Source organism: Paraburkholderia sp. 2C, from assembly GCF_054589215.1.
Genome location: NZ_BAAILL010000039.1, coordinates 160,932 through 177,757, shown reverse-complemented (window position 1 = coordinate 177,757; position 16,826 = coordinate 160,932). Strand labels below are relative to the sequence as shown.

General features: G+C 64.7%; 19 protein-coding genes. 11 read left to right on the top strand and 8 right to left on the bottom strand.

Annotated elements, in window-relative coordinates; all coding sequences use genetic code 11:
- Positions 1-138 precede the first annotated feature (138 nt).
- The 4 genes from ACYPXD_RS18525 (at position 139) to ACYPXD_RS18510 (ending at position 3,332) form a co-directional block, all read left to right on the top strand.
- A complete protein-coding gene (locus tag ACYPXD_RS18525; RefSeq protein WP_459714252.1) occupies positions 139-576 on the top strand; it encodes a hypothetical protein in 438 nt (145 codons plus the stop codon).
- A 99-nt stretch (positions 577-675) separates the two neighbouring features.
- Positions 676-960: a DUF1488 family protein gene (locus ACYPXD_RS18520; RefSeq protein WP_459714250.1), complete on the top strand. Its 285-nt coding sequence runs from the start codon at positions 676-678 to the stop codon at positions 958-960.
- Positions 961-1,053: 93 nt separating this feature from the next.
- Positions 1,054-2,085, top strand: a complete 1,032-nt coding sequence (locus ACYPXD_RS18515; protein ID WP_459714248.1) for an Acg family FMN-binding oxidoreductase — start codon at positions 1,054-1,056, stop codon at positions 2,083-2,085.
- Between the two features lie 290 nt (positions 2,086-2,375).
- Entirely contained in the window at positions 2,376-3,332 is a 957-nt protein-coding gene (locus ACYPXD_RS18510) for an alpha/beta hydrolase (RefSeq protein WP_459714245.1), read from the top strand.
- Here the strand turns inward: ACYPXD_RS18510 and ACYPXD_RS18505 are convergent.
- Together ACYPXD_RS18505 and ACYPXD_RS18500 are read right to left on the bottom strand one after the other, a co-directional pair.
- On the bottom strand, positions 3,280-4,995 hold the full coding sequence (locus ACYPXD_RS18505; RefSeq protein WP_459714243.1) for a bifunctional aminoglycoside phosphotransferase/ATP-binding protein: 1,716 nt from the start codon (positions 4,993-4,995) through the stop codon (positions 3,280-3,282). The genes ACYPXD_RS18510 and ACYPXD_RS18505 overlap by 53 nt on opposite strands.
- Positions 4,995-5,888 carry a polysaccharide deacetylase family protein gene (locus ACYPXD_RS18500; protein ID WP_459714240.1) on the bottom strand — a complete coding sequence of 298 codons (894 nt, stop codon included), beginning with the start codon at positions 5,886-5,888 and terminating at the stop codon, positions 4,995-4,997. Before ACYPXD_RS18500 ends, ACYPXD_RS18505 begins: the two co-directional genes overlap by 1 nt.
- Before the next feature lie 462 nt (positions 5,889-6,350).
- Here ACYPXD_RS18500 and ACYPXD_RS18495 point away from each other — a divergent pair, with 462 nt between their 5' ends.
- Both ACYPXD_RS18495 and ACYPXD_RS18490 read left to right on the top strand, forming a co-directional pair.
- The gene (locus tag ACYPXD_RS18495; RefSeq protein ID WP_459714238.1) at positions 6,351-6,692 is read left to right on the top strand and encodes a hypothetical protein; all 342 of its coding nucleotides are present in this window, start codon (positions 6,351-6,353) and stop codon (positions 6,690-6,692) included.
- 137 nt (positions 6,693-6,829) lie between these two features.
- Entirely contained in the window at positions 6,830-7,780 is a 951-nt protein-coding gene (locus tag ACYPXD_RS18490) for a universal stress protein (protein WP_459714236.1), read from the top strand.
- A 118-nt stretch (positions 7,781-7,898) separates the two neighbouring features.
- Here ACYPXD_RS18490 and ACYPXD_RS18485 read toward each other — a convergent pair whose 3' ends face one another.
- Entirely contained in the window at positions 7,899-9,008 is a 1,110-nt protein-coding gene (locus ACYPXD_RS18485) for a PAS domain-containing sensor histidine kinase (RefSeq protein WP_459714233.1), read from the bottom strand.
- A 185-nt stretch (positions 9,009-9,193) separates the two neighbouring features.
- Between ACYPXD_RS18485 and ACYPXD_RS18480 the strand changes: the two genes are divergently transcribed.
- Positions 9,194-9,391 (top strand): hypothetical protein, encoded by a 198-nt coding sequence (locus ACYPXD_RS18480; RefSeq protein WP_459714230.1) that lies wholly within the window; start codon positions 9,194-9,196, stop codon positions 9,389-9,391.
- A 267-nt stretch (positions 9,392-9,658) separates the two neighbouring features.
- Positions 9,659-10,093 carry an Hsp20/alpha crystallin family protein gene (locus ACYPXD_RS18475; protein WP_459714227.1) on the top strand — a complete coding sequence of 145 codons (435 nt, stop codon included), beginning with the start codon at positions 9,659-9,661 and terminating at the stop codon, positions 10,091-10,093.
- A gap of 105 nt (positions 10,094-10,198) precedes the next feature.
- Here the strand turns inward: ACYPXD_RS18475 and ACYPXD_RS18470 are convergent, their stop codons facing one another.
- Both ACYPXD_RS18470 and ACYPXD_RS18465 read right to left on the bottom strand, forming a co-directional pair.
- Complete coding sequence (locus ACYPXD_RS18470) at positions 10,199-10,867, bottom strand: SagB/ThcOx family dehydrogenase (protein ID WP_459714225.1); 669 nt, start codon at positions 10,865-10,867, stop codon at positions 10,199-10,201.
- 53 nt (positions 10,868-10,920) lie between these two features.
- Positions 10,921-11,100, bottom strand: coding sequence for a hypothetical protein (locus ACYPXD_RS18465; RefSeq protein ID WP_459714222.1), 180 nt, complete (start codon positions 11,098-11,100; stop codon positions 10,921-10,923).
- Positions 11,101-11,274: 174 nt separating this feature from the next.
- Between ACYPXD_RS18465 and ACYPXD_RS18460 the strand changes: the two genes are divergently transcribed.
- The 3 genes from ACYPXD_RS18460 (at position 11,275) to ACYPXD_RS18450 (ending at position 12,855) form a co-directional block, all read left to right on the top strand.
- Positions 11,275-11,925, top strand: a complete 651-nt coding sequence (locus tag ACYPXD_RS18460; RefSeq protein WP_459714220.1) for a BON domain-containing protein — start codon at positions 11,275-11,277, stop codon at positions 11,923-11,925.
- Positions 11,926-12,137: 212 nt separating this feature from the next.
- Positions 12,138-12,374 (top strand): UDP-glucose 4-epimerase, encoded by a 237-nt coding sequence (locus tag ACYPXD_RS18455; RefSeq protein WP_459714218.1) that lies wholly within the window; start codon positions 12,138-12,140, stop codon positions 12,372-12,374.
- Positions 12,375-12,405: 31 nt separating this feature from the next.
- Entirely contained in the window at positions 12,406-12,855 is a 450-nt protein-coding gene (locus ACYPXD_RS18450; RefSeq protein ID WP_459714216.1) for a CBS domain-containing protein, read from the top strand.
- A gap of 122 nt (positions 12,856-12,977) precedes the next feature.
- Here ACYPXD_RS18450 and argF read toward each other — a convergent pair whose 3' ends face one another.
- From argF to arcD, 3 genes are read right to left on the bottom strand one after another with little or no spacing between them, the layout of a single operon-like run.
- Complete coding sequence (gene argF, locus ACYPXD_RS18445) at positions 12,978-13,976, bottom strand: ornithine carbamoyltransferase (RefSeq protein ID WP_459714214.1); 999 nt, start codon at positions 13,974-13,976, stop codon at positions 12,978-12,980.
- A gap of 50 nt (positions 13,977-14,026) precedes the next feature.
- The gene (locus tag ACYPXD_RS18440) at positions 14,027-15,259 is read right to left on the bottom strand and encodes an arginine deiminase (RefSeq protein WP_459714212.1); all 1,233 of its coding nucleotides are present in this window, start codon (positions 15,257-15,259) and stop codon (positions 14,027-14,029) included.
- 19 nt (positions 15,260-15,278) lie between these two features.
- Positions 15,279-16,763 (bottom strand): arginine-ornithine antiporter, encoded by a 1,485-nt coding sequence (gene arcD, locus ACYPXD_RS18435; protein ID WP_459714210.1) that lies wholly within the window; start codon positions 16,761-16,763, stop codon positions 15,279-15,281.
- Positions 16,764-16,826 lie beyond the last annotated feature (63 nt).

Below are 16,826 nucleotides of genomic sequence, written 5' to 3'. Positions count from 1 at the left end.
GCGGGCGCCGCTGTCGCTGCCGTTGTCATCCTCTGCAGCGCAATTCCGTCGGCCGCCGCGGACGACGCTGCGAGCGAACCCAATGCGCCGGTTTTTTCGGGCAAAAGCGTAACGCGCTCGAACGCGGTGGTGCTTGGCGTGGATCCGAAGCGAAATAGCGTGACGCTCTGGGAGGAAACCGGCGAGCCGGTCGAGATCGTGGTCGACAAAGCGCTCGGCCCGGTAAAGGCATTGCAGATGGGCGACAAGGTTGAAATCACCTACAGTCGCGCGCTGTTGCTGCGCACGAGCAAATCGGGAGCGGACGACATCCGCAAGCGCGTCGATTCCGATGTGACGAGCCGCGCTTCGACTGGCGCATCGATGTCCATGCACCGGGTCGAGGCGGTCGCGACGGTCACGAATATCGACCGTGACAAACGGATGCTCACGTTGCGCGGACCGGACCGTAGCGTGACCATGCAGGCGTCTTCGACGCGGCTGCTCGATGGACTGAGGGTCGGCGAATCGCTGCGGGTCGACTATATCGAAGCGACGGCGATTCACATCACACGCGACGGCCTGCCTTTGCGCTAAGGGTGAACACGCCGAAGAGGCGTCCACGCTTGACTTGCGTCAACGTCATCGGCTCGCACGTTTGTATGCTGGCTGTGAACTGCTTGACGTTGCACACAGGTGGCGGCCATGCACATTTCGTTTCCACACGCTGCGCGCGAGTATGGCGCGCGCGACCTGGTCATTGCATTTCCCGCGCTCGTCGACGGAAAACCGGTTCGATGCGCGATTACCGCGGAGGCGCTCGAAGACCATTTCGGCGCGGCATCGCTGCGAGAGCCGGATCTGATCGCGGCGTTCGACGCGCATCGCTTCGAAATTGAACAGGCCGCGGACCGGATGCTGAACGAAGTCGGGGGCAAGCCGGTGCTGCTGCATAGCGGATATTTCCGCTTCTATCGTTGAGACGACCTGCGGCCGCTGCATGAGCGAGCGAAGTTCGCCCCTCCGTTGTCGAAACGCGCCTCGCCCGACCGGACTAACGAGGAGAGTCTTGCGATGACCAGCGATACCTTACCGTCCGCGTGGAACCTGGACGAACACCGGTTCGACGCATCCGCGCCAATCGCGCAGCAATTGCGTTTTGCGCTGCAATACGCGGTGCTCGCGCCATCGAATCACAACGCGCAGCCGTGGCGATTCATCGTCGACGGCAACACGGTGCAGCTGTGCGCCGATCGGACGCGTGCGTTGCCGGTCGTCGATCCGTTCGATCGCGAACTGGTGATCAGTTGCGGCGCGGCACTGCTGAACCTTCGCGTCGCGTTGAGTCGCTTCGGACTGTCCTATGCGATCACGCTGTTTCCCTCCGAACTGGATCCCGATATCGTCGCGCACATGACCGTATCGCACGACGGCTATCACGACGCAGCGCTGGCCGAACTGTGCAGCGCCATAACGCTCCGGGTGACGACTCGCGCGCCGTTTGCCGATGAAGTCATGGCGAAGCCTGTGCAAACGCGCCTGATCGACGCGTGCGCGGCGGAGGGGGCGATCGCATGCTGCGTCGAGGCGCGATCGACCCGTCTGGCCATTGCCGAACTGATCGACGAGGCCGACCACATGCAGTTCGCGGACCCGCGCTTCCGGCGCGAACTGGCCAGCTGGATCCATCCTTCGCGCATCGCGGACGGCATGCCCTCGTATGGCGCAGCGGTCGGCCGCATGCTCGATTTTGCTGCGCCGTTCGTCGAGTCGGCCGTGCGAGTGTTCGATCTGGGAGGCGGAACACCCGCGACAGACCAGCGACTCGTCGACGGCTCGCCGCTTCTGGTCGGCATTGCCACGCGGCAGGACAACCGGGAAGGGTGGGTCGCGGCGGGCCAGGCGCTCGAGCGCATGCTGCTGGTTGCCGCATGCGAGGGACTCACCGCGTCGTACCTCAATCAGCCGATCGAAGTCAGCACGCTGCGCGAGCCGTTGCGCGCGTTGTTAAAAGTCGACGCGATGCCCCAGTTGCTGCTTCGTGTGGGCCGCGGTCCGCAAACAGACCATGCGCCGAGGAGGCCGGTGTCGGAGGTCGTCGACTGACGGGCAATTCGAACGGGCGGGCCTGGTTCCGTGGCGCCTGGAACCCCGTGCCGCAAAGCTCAGGAAGAGGTGAGCCTTGGCGCCGCACAAAATAATATGAGACCGTTGACACTATAAAAATGTATGAAGATATTGTCGTCAACAGGGGGACTCCTGCGTTGAACAGTCGAGCATCCGGCCAGCCGTCTCGCGGAACAGGAGCGTCACCTGCCGGATGCAGATCGAGCACCGCTCCATGTCGGCGAGAACACCAGGTCCGCGATACGGTCCTCAACTACGAAGTGCCCGGAATGCGTAAGCTCAATCCGCAAGTCGAAGTCCTGCTAGAACGGTTTAAATCGAATACACCCCGGCATCCTTCGTCCGCGCGCGAAGCGAGCGTGACGCCGGAACTTCTCGTGATGTACGGTGCGCTCGGGGTGCCGTTCGAACCGGTATGGCTCGCCGATGATTTCGATATACCAGGGCTTGCCGGAAGCATTCCGGTTCGCCTCTATGTTCCAAACGGCAGGGCGTCTTCGTGTGAATCCGCACCGGTACTTGTCTATTACCACGGTGGCGCCTTTGTCTCGGGGGATCTCGATGGTCACGACACGCTCCTTCGCGCAATCGTCAATCGCGCTGGCTGCCTTGTCCTGTCTGTAGGCTATCGTCTCGCCCCGGAGCACCCCTATCCCGCAGCGAACGACGACGCACTGGCTGCACTGAACTGGGTCGCGAACCATGCGTCCGAAATCGCAGCGGACCCCACGCGCATGGCGGTCGGCGGGGACGGCGCGGGCGGTCTTCTGGCCGCCTGGGTTGCGCAAAGGGCGGCTGCCCATGGCGTCGATTTGCGGCTTCAGGTGTTGCTCGATCCGGTTCTCGATACCACAGCATCGAGCGCTTCATGGAGAGAACTGGGAACCGGCGAGTACATCGTTTCCCATAGCCGGACGCTCGAACTGTACGACGCCTATCTGCCAAAAGGGATATCCCGTGCCGACCCGAAGGTGTCGCCATTGTTCGCGACCGACCTTGCCGGGGTTGCGCCGGCCCTGATCATCACGGCCGACCATGATCCGCTGCGCGACGAAGGAGAGGCATACGCAGCGAAATTGAAGGCGGCAAACGTGCAGGTCGACTACACCTGTTGGCCGGGCATGATCCATGGGCTGGCATCCATAGCGGGCGTGATTGACGAGGGGAGAGTCCTTATCGACCAGATTGCGGCGGCTCTCCGTCGGGCGCTTGCCACACGCGGCTAGATTCCCGGTCACGCACCGGAATCGATACGGCACGGCTGCCGCCGACATCGAGCACCGGCTGCCAGTACCGCGCCGCTTCGATGACGGGCAGCGGAACGTCCGTATTGAACGAAATCGCGATGGCGAGTTCATCGGCCGTCAGCGGTTGCGCGCTCGCGCGTTGCAGGTCGAGCACGCTGAGGCCGGCGTCGGACAGATCGTCGCGTGCCTGCGCACGCTGGGCGACGCGCGACTCGATGCACGCCTTGCTCGCATGAAAATCGAGCAGCCGAACAGGCACCCCGAGTTCTTCGGCGAGACGGATGAACGCCGCGCGGTGCCGGCGCTTGAGGAACGTCGCATCGACAATCACGCTATGGCCATGGCGCAAGACCTCGCGCGCCGTGTCGAGCAAGTCGCCGTACACGCGGTTGATTGCGTCGGCTGTATAGGCGTCGGCGGACAGCGCCGCCTCATGCAGCGGCTCGAAGGCTCGAACCCGCTTGCGAAGCGCATCGCTTGACACGCGTATGGCGGGATAGTGTTCCGCCAGCGCACGGCTCGCCACCGATTTGCCCGAGCCCGAGTAACCATGACACAGCAGCAGCGCGCGCGGCTGCCCGCTCGCCGTTTCGTTCATTACCGCGGTGGCGGCTTCCAGGTAACGGTTGCTCGCCGCGCGCAATGCCGGCGCAGGCGGGCCGAGACGCGCGACAAAGGCGCGCACGAGCGCCCGGTACACGATATAGAGCCGCAGCGGGCCGAGCGCGTCGTAGTCGCCGGTCGCTTCGAGCCAGCGATTCAGCAGCCGGTTCGCAAGATCGGCGCGGCCGTGCGCGCGCAGATCCATCAGCAGGAACGCGAGATCGTTGGCGACGTCGATCCAGCGCAGCGCATCGTCGAATTCGATGCAATCGAACATCAGCGCGGTGCGCCGCCACCGCAGCATGTTATTCAGATGCAGGTCGCCATGGCAGCTGCGCACGAGGCCCATCGCCCGTCGTCGGTCGAGCGCCTCGGCAACGCGCGCGTATTCGCTCGCGCACCAGCGGCGCAGCGGTTCGATACGCGCAGCGCCGATCTGCGTTGCGCAGCCGTCGAGTACGTCGTCGAGCTGCGCGCGCAGCAGCACGGCGCTGCCGAGCGCGCGCCGCGGCACGTCGCGCGGCGCATGCAAGTGATATGTCGCGAGCCGTGCCGCGGCGCGGTCGATATCCGCGCGCCGCAGTGCGCCGCGCGCGAGCAGTTGCGAAAACAGCATGCGCTCGTCGAAGCGCCGCATTTTGACGGCGTATTCGTCAACCGAGGCATCGCGCCCCGCACGCCGCGCGGCGCGGACGTTCGACCCGACACGCACGAGCCCGAGATAGAGCGGCCGCGCGAGCATGCGGTTCAGACGCAGTTCGGCCTCGCAGCTGCGCTTTCGGGCAATCGGTGCGGAGAAATCCGCGAAGCCGAATACGACCGGCTTCTTGATCTTGTATGCGAAACGGCCAGCGAGATACACGACCGAGATATGCGTTTCGCGGCGCTCGATGCGTCCCGCCGGATGCGGATAGAAGCCGGGCCGGCGCAAGGTCCGGTCGAGCGCGCGCAACACGCGGCGGGCACGTCGCCGCCGGCACGCGGCACGGAGTGACGGCGGTTCGCCAGCGGGCGCTGCATCGTCGGGTTGTCGCATCATCACGAGTCGCCCGCGGCCGGCGGCCGGCGCGCCCGTGCCTCGCCGAGCAGACGGCCCAGCACGGGCGGCGTGCAGGCGTCGACCATCGGGAAGCGCGGCAAGGCAAGCAGCGAGTCGTTCCGCCGCACGCGGCGTGCTTCGATCGTCAGCCCGGCGACGTAACCGGCCGATTGGGCAAGGGCGACGAGTTCGTCGTCGTAGATGCCGAACGGCCACGCAACCATCTCGACCCGTCCGCCGACTTCACGTTCGATCACGTCACGGGAATGCGTGAACTGCTGCATCGCGAACCGGCGCACACTGTCCGGCGACTGCCGGCGTTCCTCGATGCCCAGATTCGGATGCCACCATGTATGGGACTGGACATCGAAGAGGCCGGTCGACTTCAGCGCGAGAAGCTGATCCCACGTCAATGCATATGACGCGTTCGAGATCGCCGACGGATAGATGAACAGTGTGACGGGAATGTGCTCGCGCATGACGATCGGCATCATCACCTCGTGGACCGACCGATGACCGTCGTCGACGGTTACCGCGATTGCCTTCGGCGGCAGCGGCGCCGAGCGGTCGCGCATCCACGCGACGATATCCGCGAGCGGCACGATCCGGTATCCGTGCTCTTGCAGAAAAGCCAGTTGGGCCTCGAACGTCATGACGCGCACGGTCATCGAATCGACAGCCGTCTGCGCGAAGCGGTGATAGACCAGGATCGCGACCAGCGGCGCTACGGCACGATGCCTCACGGTGCGATCCGGTCGTGCCGCGAGGGCATCGGGAACACCAGGGTCGAGCGACCGGGACAGCGCCCACGCAACCGCGCAGACGAGATGCGACAGATAGCCTGGCCGGCCGCCCGGCAAAGCGATTCGAACATCGGCGGGGCCGCCAGCCATCAGAATGTCCGCGCAAAGGCACGGCTGCCATCGGCGTCCGTGTGCCGCACAGCCGGGCAAGCAATCATGCAATCTGTGGTCAGCCGCAACGGGCGAGCATCCTGATGGAAGACAAGATTTCTGGCTGACACGATGGGCTCCATGAATTCGTTCGCGGGTCAGGCGTACGGCGACGCCGCGCGCCGTCCCGCTTTGCTATTGAACCGGCACGACACGCGCAAGCTATTGATTTGAGTCAACGAACCGTGCGCCCGGTGAGAGATCGAGGCGCCCGTTGCCCGCGCGAGCGTTGATCGATATCAAAGGGCGAACAGCGCGTTGCGCGATGCTTGTGGCAGGTACCGAGCATGGGTTTGGCGACCGGACCGAGAGGAAATCGCGAATGAACTTCCATCCGTCGTTTGACTGCGATGCGGAACTCCGATCGTTCCGCATGCGGTGCGTGTTCGCGTGGGGCGGCATATGAGCATGGAAGCCAGCCCGGACGCCGCGCGCGAGCGCCATCGGCCGCGGCGAGGGTTCCCGTACCGGCGCGTGATGATTGCCGTCTCGGGTAGCCGGCTGCCTGCGAAGCTGATCGATTACGCGACGGCATCGCTCGATATGGAATCGATGTTCCATCGCGGCAGCCTCGCGCATGCGATCGTCGGCGCCGCCCTCGAGTGGCGGGCGGACCTGCTGGTGCCCGGCACCCATGCCGGCGAGCCTTCGGACAAGTGGCGCTTCGCAAGCATCGCCGAGCAGGTTGCGCCACTCGGCGCGCTGCCGTTGTTGCTCGTGCCGTTCGCGATGCGTCGACACTGACGCCCCGTCTCAATGATTGGCGAGACGGGCGATGAAATGGCCGCCGGGATCCGCGGCGGCCGGGTCCGGGGCCGACGCCGCGAGCGGCGTTCGCCCGGCCGTAACGGAATCTCCCGCTGCCCTGGAGGAACATGATCATGAGTGAGCCCACAGCAACCTCCACCGGTTCAGTACGCGCGATCACCCGTATCGAAGTGGCGGTCGATGCTTCGCCGGCGTCGGACCGCCTCGCAGAATATGTGCGCGATATCGCGCGCCCGGGCATGCATGTGTCGGTGGTCAGCATTGCGGAAAACCCGCGCGTGCTGACGCCGCAGCTCAGCTTCATCCACGCGGCGCTCGACGTGGCACGCGACGAATTGCGGCGTGATGCCCGCGAAGCGCTAGGGCGCACGAGCGGCATCGTCAGCACAAGCGGCGCCGACGTCGACGCCCGTCTCATCGATCTGTCGCGCGAGGGCGGCATCGTCGCGGACGCGCTCGTGGCCGATGCGCACACCTATCGCGCGGACCTGCTCGCGGTCGGCGCGCGGCACCGTCGCGGCGTGCTGCAGTGGACCGACGCCAGCGTATCGCGGCCGGTCACGAAATACGCTCACTGCTCGATGCTGATCGTGCCCGAGCGCTTCGCGCGCGAGACCGGCGGACCGCTCACGCGCGTCATGTTCGCGCTCGACGGCAGCGCCGCGTCGTTGTACGCCATGCGGTACGGCCTCCAGATCACGTCGGCGCAAACCGAGCTGCTCGCCATGTACGTCGTCGATCGCGCGACGGGACTGTTCGATATCGCGCCCGCGGGCGTGCTGCAAGGTGCGTACGTCGCCGAGGGCGAGCGCGCGCTGGAGCACGCAGCGCCAATCCTTGCGGGCCGTCCGAATCCGTCGAAAACGAGGCTGGTGTCGACCCGGGCGTTCAACGACGACATCGCGCATACGCTTGTGCGCGAAGCGGCGCACGCGGGTGCCGAATTGCTGGTGGTCGGCACGCACGGCAGGCGCGGGCTGCAGGGCTGGCTGCTCGGCAGCGTGGCGCGACGCGTCGCACGCCTGTCGGAAGTGCCCGTATTGCTGGTGCGCCCCACGGCTTGACGACGCATGCCCGATAGCGCACGCAAGCGGGCTTCTTGCGGGTGGAGCTTTGTCGGCCTCAGGCGAGGCTGAGCGTGGGTGGCTTTGCACACGACAGCCCGTCGCGTGCATCGCTGCGTCAGCTGAAGGCGCTGCCTTTCAACGACGCTTCCGGCAAACAGATTTGCACACGGAAGCCTGCGCCCGGTTCGGTATGAAATGCAATGGTCCCGCCGAGTTGCCTGACCCGCTCTCGCATGCCGAGCAAGCCAAACGACTTGCGGTCACCCGGTGCGGCAGGAACCGATTGGGCGCCCACGCCATCGTCGGCGATTTCCAGCATGCATTGATCGCCAGCGCGTTTGAGCTTGACCGCTACGGTATGGGCCTGCGCATGCCGGGCCACGTTCGTCAAGGCTTCCTGCACGATACGGAAAATGGTCACGGCTGCGAGCTCGCCTATCCCGCTATCGTTCGACACGTCAGCGGTTGCCTGAACGCCATATCGTTTCGAGAAATCCTCAACGAGCCAGTCGAGTGCTGCCGATAGACCGAGATCGTCGAGCAACGGCGGACGCAGGTCGGCCGAGATGCGTCGCAGAGAGACGGCCATCGCATCGACCTGTACCTGCAGCTCGTGTGTGCTGCGCAGCGGCTCGGTTAATCCGCCGACCTTTTCGAGGCGCGCTTCCAGCAGCGCCATTCCCATTTTCAATGCGGTCAACTGCTGGCCGAGGTCGTCGTGCAATTCGCGCGCGATGCGCTTCTGTTCGTTTTCACGGGCGATCTGCATTTGCGCCGATACTTCGCTCGCATGCTCGAGCGCCGTCAGGCGCATCCGCTCGGTCATATCACGCGTGACCTTCGCAAAACCGATCAGTTTGCCCGTCGCGTCGCGAGCTGCCGAGATCACCACATTGGCCCAAAAGCGGGACCCGTCGCGCCGCACGCGCCACCCTTCGTCTTCGGCACGTCCCACCGTCGCAGCGATGTCCAGTTCGCGCGCGGGCTTTTGGGCGGCGACATCCTGCGGGGTATAAAACACGGAAAAATGCCGGCCGATGATTTCTTCGGGCAAATAGCCCTTGATTCGCTGCGCGCCGGTGTTCCAACTCGCGACGCGGCCGGCGGGGTCGAGCATGAAGATCGCGTAGTCATGCACCGCGTCGATCAGCAACTGATAGCGGTCGTCGATCGCGATTTCCGAAAACGATGCATTTCCGCCCGTCGTTGGGTCGTGCGAAGCCATTGACAGTTATCTCCATTCAGTACGTGCCGGCGGACGTCAAAAACGCCGCGCAGCACGCGCACAGCATCGATAAACACTGATCTGCATCGGGCAAGTCGGGTCGCGTGGACCGAACATGAAAGACAAGCGGCACGCTCAGCGCTCGCATTGTTTTCGGAGGAGACAGAAACGGACTCGACGTTCGCGTGCTGGAAAAGGTCGCCTTGTCGTTCGTCGTTGCATTCGCCGTCATTCTGCTCGTATTTTTGATTCACGGAAAGTGGCCCGGCTTGACAAGGCAGATCGATGTCCTGGTGGTTTCAGCGAGCCGCTTTCCGACTATGTCTGTTCGTTTCGACATGGCTGACTGCGGGAAGTGGTTCAGCGGCATGCGCTGCGCTTGACTTGAATCAAGCACGGTACCGGGGGCGCCGGTACGCTAAAAGGAACCCGGCCATCCACGCCGCCGGCGTCGGGGGTTGGGCTCCCTCCCGGACAAGTCGATCTCGCTTAATGCGGCCCGGTCGGCTGCTGGTGTGCCGACGATGATCGACCCGCTTTCGATCGGCGCCTGAAGGGCTGAGGCATTGCGCCGTGATGCCTGTCGCGCCGGACCGGCGCGTTTGCGGTCCATCTCCATCGCATCGATGGATCTTTAAGGAGAGCAAGTGATGAGCAATGTGACGCGATATGACCCATTTTCGATGGATCCGATTCCCGATCTGTTCCACGGACTGTTCCGGCCGATGCGCAGCATCCTCAGCCAGGAGGACACCGATGTCGCTTCGATGAAAATCGACGTGACCGAAAGCGAGAGCGCCTACGCGGTCAAAGCCGAACTGCCTGGCATCGACAAAAAAGACATCGACGTGCAGATTGACGGCAATCGTGTGTCGATCAGTGCCAAGGTCGAGCGTAACCAGGAGCAGAAGGAAGGCGAGCGCGTGATTCGGCGGGAACGCTACTCCGGCTCGTTCAGCCGTGCATTCTCGCTCGCGAGCGAAATCGACGATCAAGCGGCAACCGCGGAATACAAGGACGGTGTGCTGTCGCTGTCGCTGCCGAAGAAGGCGCCGGGCGACCGCAAGCGCCTGTCGATCGGCTAAGCGATGAAGTGGCCGCTGTCCGAGCGCGCCGCGGGTTGGCGTCGATGACGCGGCCCGTGGCGCACTAACCGAGCACTAACCAAGCATTAACCGCGCATGAGCCGGCTAATCGGCAAGCGAAGTCAGTACGGTGGCGCGCTTGCCCACCGTTTGCGCCAGAATCGGCAACTCGTCTTCGTTCAGGCTGAGCGCGTCGGCAAGCAGCCGGTGATTGATCCAGCCGCGCACGACAGTCGCGAGCCCGGCCGAGGCACAATATAGCGACACGTTCTGCGCGATCGCGCCCGCCGCGACGGCCGAAAAGATATCGCGCTGCTGGGGCGCCATCTCAAGCAGCTTCGACATGCATACGACGTAGACGAGGTCGAGCGGCGCAGTGCCCACGAAGTCCTGATAGCCGGTCCTGTTGCGGGCGTCCACCGCGTGTTTGAGCACCAGCCGGTGCTGGGGCGCATCGTACCGGTAGACGCCGTCTTCGAGCACCGCATAGACGTCGATCTCGTGGAATGCGTGCGCGGATGGCGCGGTGCGGCCGCCGGTGGCTGGACGGTTCACGCCGTTGGCCGCCCAGAGGATTCCGCCAAGCGCGGCCGGCGTCAACGCGTCGTCGGAAAATTCGCGTGTGCTCGCTCGCGTCCAGAGCGCCGTCATCAATGACACGCCCGAGGCGCTGTCCGGCTGCGGCAGTTCAATGACAGCCTGCGCGTGGCTTCGCGCGGCCAATGCTCGGCGCGCTGGCGAAGGCTCGTAAGTCAGCCGTTGTGTATCGGTCATATCTCACTCCAATCGAAGTCGGTCGATCCGCGCCGGGCGGCTGCGGTACCGCTTTACACGATAAAGACCGCGCACGCGCGCGATTTGATTTCAGTCAAGCTGCCGCGCTGCGCCCGGTGCGGGACGAGCACGAGCGCGCCGGCCATGCCGCCGGGAGGCGCGACATGCTTGATGCCGGGTTCACGGCCGCCGAGTGCCGGCGTGAGTTCGAGCCGGGCATGAGCCGGGGGCAAAAAGCCCAGGCTGGCTCATGGTCACGTTGAAACGCATCGGCGCGGGTACACCGCGCAATGGTTTCAGCCTGCCCCGGCGTTCATGCATGGCTTTGACCTGCATCAGACGACCGCGCGCCGATTCTGCAAAGCTGGAGCTTGATGCGGACACCCGTATCTGACGAGGAGGGTGCGATGAAATCGGACAAGCAGCTGAAGCACGAAGTGGAAGAGGAACTCGAATGGGATCCGGCCGTTACCGCGACGCAGATCGGGGTCGAGGTGACGGACCGCGTGGTGACGTTGTCGGGCCATCCATCCAGTTATGCGGACAAGCTCGCGGCCGAAAAGGCCGCGCACCGGATTGCCGGCGTGAAAGGCGTGGTGGTCGAGATGCAGGTGCGCTTGCCGCAAACGGAACTGCGCAGCGACGCCGATATCGCGGACGCCGCTCACTCAATTTTGCACTGGACCGTAGGCCTGCCCGAGGACGCGGTCAAGGTGCAGGTCGAGCGCGGCTGGGTGACCTTGAGCGGCACGGTCGACTGGGGCTACCAGCGCCACGTCGCACAGCGATCGATCTCCCACATGCGCGGTGTGGTCGGTGTCTCCGATCAGATCGAAGTGCGCGGCAACGTGGGGTCCGGCGACGTCGCCACCCGAATCCGCGAGGCGATGCAGCGGCACGCGCGCCGGGAAGCCCACCACATCGAAATCGCGGTGCTCGACGGCACGGTGACCTTGACCGGCAAGGTCGATTCGTTTGCCGAACGGGCAGTCGCGCGCGGCGCGGCGTGGAGTGCACCGGGCGTGCGCGCGGTCGTCGACGAACTGCGGGTTGAATGAACGGCCGGCGAACATCGCGATTTTCACGACCACATCGTCCTCGAAAGGGCCGCGCGCTGTCGCATAGCAATCGTTCGCACAGGTCGGCCGCTCCCGGCGTGCCGTTGATGTGCATCAACGCCTGCGTTGCGCGCGTCGTTACGCTGCTTATACGTGACGAGCGACCGGCTACCCCGGCCAGTCGGGACGTCTGAACGGCATAGGAGCCTCGCATGACACTAACCGGCAACGCGCACGCGACCGAATGGTCGGTGGACGTCACCACGTCCGCCGTCGAGCGCGGATATCGAAGCAACGTGCACATTACCCATCAATCCGCGAACGGCGCTTTCGCGCACGATTTCCAGCACAGCGGGCTGTTCGCGACCGAGCGCGAGGCCCTGCTCGAAGGTCTGCGCGAAGGCATGACATGGGTCGAACTGAAAGTGTCCGGCGCGCTGCATGTCTGACACCTGCTGTACATACGGAGGGTAATCGGCAATGGACGCAGCGAGCATTTGCACACGCGACGTGATCACATGCCGTCGCGACACGACGCTATTGGAGGCGGCGCGCCTGATGCGCGACCGCCATGTCGGCGATCTGATCGTGATCGAGGGGACAGCCAGCGAAGCATCGCCGGTCGGCATGCTCACCGACCGCGACGTGGTGCTCGCCGTCGTCGCGGCCGGCGTCGATCCGTCCACGCTCTTCGTTGGCGAAGTGATGTCCGAGCCCGCGGTACTCGCGTATGCATGGGAGAGTCCGTGGGACGTCGCAGGCCGGATGCGGCTGCAAGGCGTGCGCCGGATGCCCGTGATAGGCAAGTCCGGCGAACTGGTTGGCGTGATCGCCTTCGACGACCTGCTGGAAGCCGCGTCTCACCTCGTGTCGTCACTCTGTCTCGCGGCCGAGCGGCAGCCCTATTTCGAAGAGAAGCGCCGCACGTGACGAGCAGAACACCCATCCGTTTCGCCTCGAAAGTCGCCTCGGGAGATCGTTGGTTTTGACTTTCCTGCTTTCCGGACGCCCGGAACGAGGCGTGCATGCGGCTCCTTGCGTGCTGCGCGGTATCAGCCGAGCGTGGCGACGAGCACGGCCTTGATCGTATGCATGCGGTTTTCCGCTTGCGAAAACACGACCGATGCCTCCGATTCGAATACTTCATCGGTGACTTCGAGTTCCGCCAGTCCGAAGCGCTCGTGTATCTCGCGGCCGATTTCGGTCTCGAGGTTGTGATAGGCGGGCAGGCAGTGCATGAAGCGCGTACGCGGGTTGCCCGTCGCCCGCATCAGCTGCGTATTGACCTGATACGGCTGCAACAGGTGGATTCGATGGCCCCAGACATCGGTCGCTTCGCCCATCGACACCCACACGTCCGTATACACGAAGTCGACGTTCGAGACGGCGGCCTGCGGTTCCTCGAGCAGCTGAATGCGCGCGCCCGTGGTCTGCGCGAGGCGCCGCATCTTCGTGACGATGATCTCGGAAGGCCATAGCTCGCGCGGTGCGGCGATACGCACATCCATCCCCATCTGCACACCGCCGATCAGCAGCGAGTTGCCCATGTTGAAGCGCGCATCGCCGAGGTAGCAGAACGACAACTGCGAAAGCGGCTTCTCGCCGAATTCGCGCATCGTCAGCAGATCGGCCAGCACCTGCGTCGGATGGAACTCGTCGGTCAGGCCGTTCCAGACCGGCACGTGCGAATACGTCGCCAGGTCCTCGACCGTGCTTTGCCCGAAACCGCGGTACTCGATGCCGTCGTAGAGACGTCCGAGCACGCGCGCGGTGTCCTTCAGCGACTCCTTGCGGCCGAGCTGCGAGCCCGACGAATCGATATACGTGACGTGGCCACCCTGATCGTGCACGGCGACTTCGAACGCGCAGCGCGTGCGCGTCGATGTCTTCTCGAAGATCAGCGCAATGTTTTTCCCGGACAGGCGCGGCACTTCCGTGCCTGCGTATTTGGCGCGCTTGAGCTCGGCTGCGAGATCAAGCAGGAAGCGGATATCGCGCGGCGTAAAGTCCTGCATGTCGAGCAGGCTGCGGTTGCGAAGATTGAATGACATAGGTGCCTCGTGATTCGGTCGGAAAGTGAGTCGAAAAGGGCCTCGTCGCTTCAGAACGGGTCGCGTTCGAGCGGACAGGTCATGCAGTGGCCGCCGCCCCGGCCGCGGCCGAGTTCGCCGCTCGGAATCGTGATCACTTCGATGCCCGCTTTTCTCAGTTGTGTGTTCGTGTAGACGTTGCGGTTGTACGCGACGACGACGCCTGGCTCGAGCGCGATCACGTTGTTGCCGTCGTCCCACTGTTCGCGTTCGGCTTCCCACTGGTCTCCGCCGGTTGCGACGGTGCGCAGCGCGGCGAGGCCGAGCGCGTCGGCGAGCACCTTCAGGAACGGCGCGGTCTCGGCGCGCACGTCGAGTTCGCCCTCGCGATCGCCGGGACGCAGGCTGAAGCAGCGGACGCCGTCGACCACCTCCGGAAAGATCGTGACAAGATCGCGGTCGCAGAACGTCAGCACCGTATCGAGGTGCATGGCGCCGCGCGAGCGTGGCAACTGCGCGGCAATGACGCGTGTGACGCCGCGGCCGTCGGCCGTCTCGCGGGCAAAGAGCGTGCGCGCCAGTTGGGCGACCCCTTGCGGCGACGTGCGTTCGCCCATGCCGATCAACACGAGCCCGGGAGTGAGCGGCATGACGTCTCCGCCTTCGAGCGAGCCGTACGCGCCGGTCGTGTCGGGGTCGCCGTACAACACCGGCGGCGCGACCGCGAACATCGGGTGAAACCGGTAAAGTGCCGCGGCGAGCAGCGATTCCTGTCTCCGCGCGGGCCAGTACATCGAGCCGAGCGCCACACCGGCGTTGATCCAGCAACTGTAGTCGCGCGTAAACATCGCGTTCGGCAGCGGCGGCAGCAGAAAGCCGCCGGGTTCGACGCACGGCGCCGTAAGTCCCGACGCGCGAAAGGGCAACTCGTTGACGACGACTCCGCCGATCATCCGCGTCGCCAGTTCGTCGGGCTTCATCTCGTCGAACCACGGCCGCAATTGCGCGGCGATCTCGGCATCGAGGCGGGCAGGCGTCAGTTGCCGATCGAGCAGCCACGCGCGTGCGTCGTGCCGTTGCAGCGCCTGCGCGAGCAGGTCGTGCATATCGAAAACTTCGATGTCGCGCTCCTGCATGGCGCTGACGAACGCATAGTGGTCCGTTTTTGCCTGCGCGACCCATAGCACGTCGTCGAACAGCAGCGCGTTGCAGTTGCCCGGCGTGAGACGCGCCTGCGCAAGGCCCGGTCTCGACACAAGCACTTTGCGCAACTTGCCGACTTCCGAAAATACTCCGTATCCCATGGTCAATGCTCCATCATGATCAAAGACCGAGGCGGCCCGTCGCGAGCAGCACGGCTGCACATGCGGCGAGTGCGAGCACACCGGCCAGAATGGCAAGTTCGAAGCGGCGGAACAGCCGGGCGTGCTGTTCGCGCCGTGCCCACGCATACACGACCACGCCAGGTGCGTAGAGCAGGGCGCTCAGCAGCAGGTACTTGAGCCCCGCCGCGTAGAGCAGCCAGCAGCAGTAAGCGGCCGCAGCCACGGCGATCAGCCTCTCGCGGCGGCGCGCGGCGGTATCCGCGGCGCCGTAGTGCTCGCCGCGCCACGCGATGACGCACGCGTAGACGGCCGAGAACAGATAGGGCACGAGGATCATCGACGTCGCAAGAGAGATCAGGGCGAGGTAAGTTGCATTCGACACGAGCGCGACGATCAGAAACAGCTGCACCAGACCGTTCGTCAGCCACAGCGCGCTCGCGGGCACGCCGTGAGCGTTTTCGCGCGCGAGGCGTTTCGGCATGACGCCGTCCGATGCGGGCGTGAAGAGCGTTTCCGCGGCGAGCAGCGTCCATGCCAGCAATGCGCCGCCGACCGACACGAGCAGGCCGAGGTTGATCACCACCGCGCCCCATGTGCCGACCACCTTGGCGAGGACACCCGCCATCGACGGGTTTTTCATCGCGGCGAGCTCTGGCTGGCCGACCACACCGAGCGACAGCAGCGATACGCCCATCAGCAACGCGAGCACGACAATGAAGCCGAGCACGGTTGCGCGGCCGATGTCCTTGCGATTCTGCGCGCGCGCGGACAGCACACTGGCGCCTTCGATGCCGATGAAAACCCAGACAGTGACGAGCATCGTGCTCTTCACCTGTTCGAGCACGCCGGGCAGCTTCGGGTTGCCCCAGAAGTCGGCGCGGAACTGCAAGCCGTGAAACGCGGCGGCGACGAGCACAATGAATAGCAGCAGCGGGGCGATTTTCGCGGCAGTGGCAAGTCCGTTCAGGACCGCCGCTGCGCGCATGCCGCGCAGGATCATCGCGTGCATGACCCACAGCGCAACCGACGCACCGGCGATCGCAGCGGGTGTATTGCCGTCGCCGAAAACGGGGAAGAAATAGCCGAGCGTGCCGAACACAATCACGAGGTAGCCGACGTTGCCGATCCAGGCGCTGACCCAGTAGCCCCATGCGGAGTTGAAACCGACGAATTCGCCTGCGCTCGCCCGCGCGTAGGCATAGACGCCGTTATCGAGCTGTGGCTCGCGCAATGCGAGCGTCTGATAGCACAGCGCAAGCATCAGCATGCCGACGCCGGTAATGAGCCAGCCGATCAGAACGGCGCCCGCGCTCGCGCCGGCCGCCACGTTCTGCGGCAACGAGAAAATTCCGCTACCGATCATCGATCCGATGACGACCGCGGTCAGCAGCGAAAGCGGCAGTTTGCGCGGCGCGGTGGCGCTCGATGCCTGGGGCGCCGCGGCGGACGGCGCATGGCCGAGATGGTCTGCGGGATTGCTCATGGCGAGGCTCCCTCATTGAAGAGATACTTCATTAAGTCATGCCAGGGAGCCGGCGCTCTTGAT

Bases quoted from the DNA above. Each gene is read 5' to 3' on its own strand.
- ACYPXD_RS18515 (WP_459714248.1), top strand. From the start codon at position 1,054: ATGACCAGCGATACCTTACCGTCCGCGTGGAACCTGGACGAACACCGG.
- ACYPXD_RS18510 (WP_459714245.1), top strand. From the start codon at position 2,376: ATGCGTAAGCTCAATCCGCAAGTCGAAGTCCTGCTAGAACGGTTTAAA.
- ACYPXD_RS18505 (WP_459714243.1), bottom strand. From the start codon at position 4,995: ATGATGCGACAACCCGACGATGCAGCGCCCGCTGGCGAACCGCCGTCA.
- ACYPXD_RS18500 (WP_459714240.1), bottom strand. From the start codon at position 5,888: ATGGCTGGCGGCCCCGCCGATGTTCGAATCGCTTTGCCGGGCGGCCGG.
- ACYPXD_RS18495 (WP_459714238.1), top strand. From the start codon at position 6,351: ATGAGCATGGAAGCCAGCCCGGACGCCGCGCGCGAGCGCCATCGGCCG.
- ACYPXD_RS18490 (WP_459714236.1), top strand. From the start codon at position 6,830: ATGAGTGAGCCCACAGCAACCTCCACCGGTTCAGTACGCGCGATCACC.
- ACYPXD_RS18485 (WP_459714233.1), bottom strand. From the start codon at position 9,008: ATGGCTTCGCACGACCCAACGACGGGCGGAAATGCATCGTTTTCGGAA.
- ACYPXD_RS18475 (WP_459714227.1), top strand. From the start codon at position 9,659: ATGAGCAATGTGACGCGATATGACCCATTTTCGATGGATCCGATTCCC.
- ACYPXD_RS18470 (WP_459714225.1), bottom strand. From the start codon at position 10,867: ATGACCGATACACAACGGCTGACTTACGAGCCTTCGCCAGCGCGCCGA.
- ACYPXD_RS18460 (WP_459714220.1), top strand. From the start codon at position 11,275: ATGAAATCGGACAAGCAGCTGAAGCACGAAGTGGAAGAGGAACTCGAA.
- ACYPXD_RS18455 (WP_459714218.1), top strand. From the start codon at position 12,138: ATGACACTAACCGGCAACGCGCACGCGACCGAATGGTCGGTGGACGTC.
- ACYPXD_RS18450 (WP_459714216.1), top strand. From the start codon at position 12,406: ATGGACGCAGCGAGCATTTGCACACGCGACGTGATCACATGCCGTCGC.
- argF (WP_459714214.1), bottom strand. From the start codon at position 13,976: ATGTCATTCAATCTTCGCAACCGCAGCCTGCTCGACATGCAGGACTTT.
- ACYPXD_RS18440 (WP_459714212.1), bottom strand. From the start codon at position 15,259: ATGGGATACGGAGTATTTTCGGAAGTCGGCAAGTTGCGCAAAGTGCTT.
- arcD (WP_459714210.1), bottom strand. From the start codon at position 16,763: ATGAGCAATCCCGCAGACCATCTCGGCCATGCGCCGTCCGCCGCGGCG.